Here is a 4,318-nt window from a genome sequence, read left to right on the forward strand (position 1 = left end):
TTTTTATTATTCTCCGCTCTGTTCCCCGTTGTCAGTGTTTCTAGCCCATTCATCTATCCATTGAATGGCAGCCATCCGCTCATTCCAGGTTCGCGCCAATATGCGCTGCAAAAGGATTGAACGGCTTGCCGATACTGTCCTTGCTGCGATCCATGCTTCAAGCGGGCAACGGTATAGGGCGCTCAGTAACAATCGTTCGGGTGGTGTCCAAGGCTTCACTTGCCCATATCCCTGCAATAGTGCCTCTATGTGGGCAAGGTTGAAATGAGTGGTGTTGAACAATGTTTTCGTAATCTCATAATAAGCAGAATCGATTCTTACTTGATCCCAGTCGATGAGATAAAGTCCGTTCGGGCTCATGATGACATTCGGCGAAGTGATATCACCATGAATTAATGTGGGTCGATAGGTCTCCTCATTTAAGAGCTGTTGTATTTCCATGTTGTTGATGATGCCTTGTGCTTCTGCAGCAAGCTCTGTACATTGCGTGCCGTATGTCCTGAACCAAGATGCCCTTCTTCTGCTTCTGCGCAGTGCCGGAAGCTGGCGGCGAAATGCAGCATCTTGTTGGAATAGATGCTGTATTACCTTATTCGTAACGAGAGGTGTTGGAGGGAGAATTCCTTGGCAGCAAGTATGAAGTACAGCTAAGGCCCTGCCCAACTGCTCGAAGTCCTGAGCATGCTGTGGTCGATTCCCCTCTACCCATTCCATCATGTAGTACGGCCTGCCGCGGCGGCTCACCCACATTCTCCCGGACGATGTGGACAGCCAACGGGGGAGATGAGGATAGCTCTGTTCCTGAAGCATCTTCACGTAAGCCGAAATTCGGATAATTTGCTGCTTCGTCGTCAGCTTGGTTATAACCTTGGATTTATAAAAGGGTTTAATGGCGAATATCCCTTCCTCTGTAGAAGCCCGGTATGCTGCCGTGGATTTATACAGGGAACGATATGATTTAACTCTCCTTAGATGCAACCCATATTGCCTCGTAATCGTATGAAATTGAAACTTAGATAACCGACGAGCCACTTCTTCGATGTCCCCCTGTCCTTATACATCTCACGCAAGGAATTCTATCGTCAGTGTATTCGAGGAACTAGAAGTGGACACAGGCGAGTGTGCCATTCGATTGGCGCTCCTTTGAAGATTGTTCAGTAAATGTTCAGCAAGCTGGAATATAATGTTGTCTAATGAGATTCCGAGGTGGAGTATGGAGACACGAAAAGGCAGAATGTTGTTGACTGCAGTGACTTTGCTAGCGGCTTTGCCGCTGCATATGTATTTGTCGCTAAAGGGTCTAAATCATTATTTGGTCGTGGTCATGTCAGCTTTGGCCCTGTTATTCTCGTGGCAAGTTGGCAAGTACATCGATCGATTACGATACGAACGTGATACGGATCCGTTAACGAGGACGCACACCCGCCCGGCAGCATTGCGCCTGTTCCGTGCAATGTCCAAGAAATCAATCAAAGCCAATCACAAAGTGGCTGTCTATTTCATCGACATCGATAACTTTAAGACGATTAACGATAGTTATGGTCATCATGTCGGTGACACGATGCTGAAGAAGGTAAGCAGTCAGCTGCTGCAAATGAAAATTCCCGGCAAGCGGGTTGCGCGCTGGGGCGGAGATGAGTTCGTTATTATGGTTCCTTGTGCGGATGATAAGGAAGTGCATATTGTTCAGCATACCTTGCTATCCCACATTCAGCTTCCGACGAGTTACCAGCAGATACCGTTGTCAATCTCCATAGGCTGCTCAACATTCCCAAGTCAAGGCATAAGTCTGAATGAATTGGTGGACATTGCGGATAAGCAGATGCTATGGAACAAGCGTCAGAGCAAGTCGGATGCCCATCGGAAGCGAACTGCGACTCTATCAAATGGACATTGCGAAGAGGCGTCATCACGCCGATGCGTAATGGAAAAATAGTGAAACAACAGCCGGTGTTCCTCGTATTGTCTTCTACACGACATCGACCTCGCTTGGTGGACAAGCATGTTCACAAGCGATACGGAGCAACGGAGGGGCAATCAGTTGGAGAAGACAAAACTAGTTCGTATCTTTGATAAACAAGCTGCTCAATACGATAAGCGCCGCGAAGATCCGAAGCAGCGAAAATGGAGAGAGAAACTAATCGGCAGCGCAGCAGGGGACGTGCTTGAAATTGCAGTTGGAGCAGGAGCCAACTTCCCATACTACCCTTCAGGTGTGAGTATTACCGCTACTGACTTCAGTGGGGGTATGCTGGATAAGGCGAGGAAGGCGGCGGAACATTACCGGTTGAATGTCAATTTCATATGCTCGGACACGGAAGAATTGAATTTACCGGAGCAATCTTTCGATACGGTTATCTCCACGCTATCCATGTGCAGCTACCAGAATCCGATGATGGTGCTGCGCAACATGCGTCGCTGGTGCAAACCCGACGGCAAGCTGCTGCTGATGGAGCACGGGATCAGCTCGAAGGCGGCTGTATCTGCGGTGCAGAAGACGCTCAATCCACTGCTATATCGCTTTACGGGCTGCCATCATACACGCAGCATCATGGACATGATTCGCGGCGCGGACATCAAGATTGAACGGGAAGAGAGCTACTGGCTCGATATGTTGCAAGTTGTCTGGGCGAGACCGTAGCAGCATCGAGGAATGATTGTGGTAAATAGAGACAGCCTGTATTCCTTAAGGGAATCAGGCTGTCTTTCTTGTTGATCGGGATGCAAGCTATGCTGTCCGTCCATCATTCCAGAATCAATTCAATCATGCCGCAAAGCTTCTACAGGCTTCAAGGAAGCTGCTTTGTTGGCAGGGAATATGCCGAACACGATGCCGATGATCGCAGAGAAAGCAAATGCGTAGATGACGATATCGACTTGGATGGCGGTAGCAACAGACAAGAAATGAGTCATGGCAAAACAGGCGCCATAGGCGAGTCCAATACCACTCAATCCGCCCAGTCCGCTGAGGACGACGGATTCAATTAGAAATTGCAGCAGTATATCTCGCTTCTTGGCGCCGAGCGATTTGCGAATGCCGATTTCCCGCGTACGCTCCGTGACTGATACCAGCATGATATTCATTATCCCAATCCCCCCGATAATGAGGGAGATGCAGGCGACACCTGCCATCATTGTAGACAGCGTCTTCGTGATCGAGCTCATCGTCTCCTTGACATCCTGCTGGTTGAAAATATTGAAGCTGTTTGTATTGCCGCGGAACAGCTTCGTCAGCTTCGTCTCCAGCTCGGTTGCGACGGTACTCATTCGATCCTCATCTGCGACCTTAATGCCAATGGAACGTACGCCAGCAGATTGGAATAGGCGCTGCGCCGTTGTAATAGGGATGAGAACCTTCTCGTCATTCGATCCGCCGAGCGAGCTTCCCTTGGACTCCAGCACGCCCACAACTTTAAATCGTGCGCCATCGAGCAGTATCGTTTGCCCGATTGGATCTGCTCCCTTGAATAATTCAGCTGCCGTATCTACGCCAAGCAGGGCCACTCGGGAATAGCCTGTGACGTCAAGCGGCACGATATAGCGTCCGCTTTGATTTCTGAAGTCCTTCACCTGCTCATATTCCGGCGTAACGCCCTCCACGGTTACGGATGTGGATTCAGCCGTGCCATTTTTGACGGTCGCACTCCCAGATACAACGGGAGCTAGGCTCTCGATATCTGGTATGTCATCGGCTAGATGAATCGCATCATCCAAAGTCAACGTCGTTTGGCTGCCTCGACCCATGATGTTCACAGACAGCTGGTTCGTGCCCAGACTCTGCAGGGACTGCTCGACTGCATTGGAAGAGCCTTGGCCCATCGCCATCAAGGAAATAACGGTAGCTACGCCGATTAATATCCCCAGCATAGATAGGAAGGTGCGCAGCTTATTGGATCGTATACTGTGCCATGACATTTTGAATCCTTGTGACAGCTTCACGCCCATTCCCCCTCTCCTCCGTCAGGTTGCCGTCATTCATGAAGACAACCCTCTTCGCACGAGCAGCGACCTCCATATCGTGAGTGATGAGCACGATCGTATGCCCTTCTTGATTGAGCTTATCGATCAGTTCGAGCACCTCGTGTCCCGTCTTCGTATCCAATGCTCCAGTTGGTTCATCTGCAAGCAGGAGGGGCGGGTGTGCGGCCAATGCGCGAGCGATGGCTACTCGCTGCTGCTGCCCGCCGGACAGCTCGCTTGGCCGATGACTGATCCTGTCCTCCAAGCCAACCTGCTGCAGTGCCTGCAGTGCCGCCTCTCGTCTCTCTTTAGTGCCTAGCCCGCGGTAGATAAGCGGCAGTTCTACATTTTCAATGGC

5 protein-coding genes are annotated in these 4,318 nt (G+C 50.3%); 2 read left to right on the forward strand and 3 right to left on the reverse strand.

Going from position 1 to position 4,318, the window contains the following annotated elements; genetic code table 11:
- Nucleotides 1-6 precede the first annotated feature (6 nt).
- A complete protein-coding gene (locus AZ66_RS27305) occupies nucleotides 7-1,032 on the reverse strand; it encodes a phosphotransferase (protein WP_044357785.1) in 1,026 nt (341 codons plus the stop codon).
- 181 nt (nucleotides 1,033-1,213) lie between these two features.
- On the opposite strand from AZ66_RS27305, the gene AZ66_RS27310 reads away from it, so the two are divergent.
- Both AZ66_RS27310 and AZ66_RS27315 read left to right on the forward strand, forming a co-directional pair.
- Nucleotides 1,214-1,936 carry a GGDEF domain-containing protein gene (locus AZ66_RS27310; RefSeq protein ID WP_044357786.1) on the forward strand — a complete coding sequence of 241 codons (723 nt, stop codon included), beginning with the start codon at nucleotides 1,214-1,216 and terminating at the stop codon, nucleotides 1,934-1,936.
- 105 nt (nucleotides 1,937-2,041) lie between these two features.
- The gene (locus tag AZ66_RS27315) at nucleotides 2,042-2,641 is read left to right on the forward strand and encodes a class I SAM-dependent methyltransferase (RefSeq protein ID WP_044357789.1); all 600 of its coding nucleotides are present in this window, start codon (nucleotides 2,042-2,044) and stop codon (nucleotides 2,639-2,641) included.
- A gap of 119 nt (nucleotides 2,642-2,760) precedes the next feature.
- Here the strand turns inward: AZ66_RS27315 and AZ66_RS27320 are convergent, their stop codons facing one another.
- Both AZ66_RS27320 and AZ66_RS27325 read right to left on the reverse strand, forming a co-directional pair.
- Nucleotides 2,761-3,945: an ABC transporter permease gene (locus AZ66_RS27320; RefSeq protein WP_044357787.1), complete on the reverse strand. Its 1,185-nt coding sequence runs from the start codon at nucleotides 3,943-3,945 to the stop codon at nucleotides 2,761-2,763.
- Nucleotides 3,887-4,318: ABC transporter ATP-binding protein (locus tag AZ66_RS27325; RefSeq protein ID WP_044357788.1), on the reverse strand; the 432-nt coding region annotated here is incomplete at its 5' end. The genes AZ66_RS27320 and AZ66_RS27325, both read right to left, overlap by 59 nt.

Origin of the sequence: Paenibacillus sp. E194 (genome assembly GCF_000935845.1) — a bacterium.
Classification (GTDB): domain Bacteria; phylum Bacillota; class Bacilli; order Paenibacillales; family Paenibacillaceae; genus Paenibacillus_B; species Paenibacillus_B alvei_B.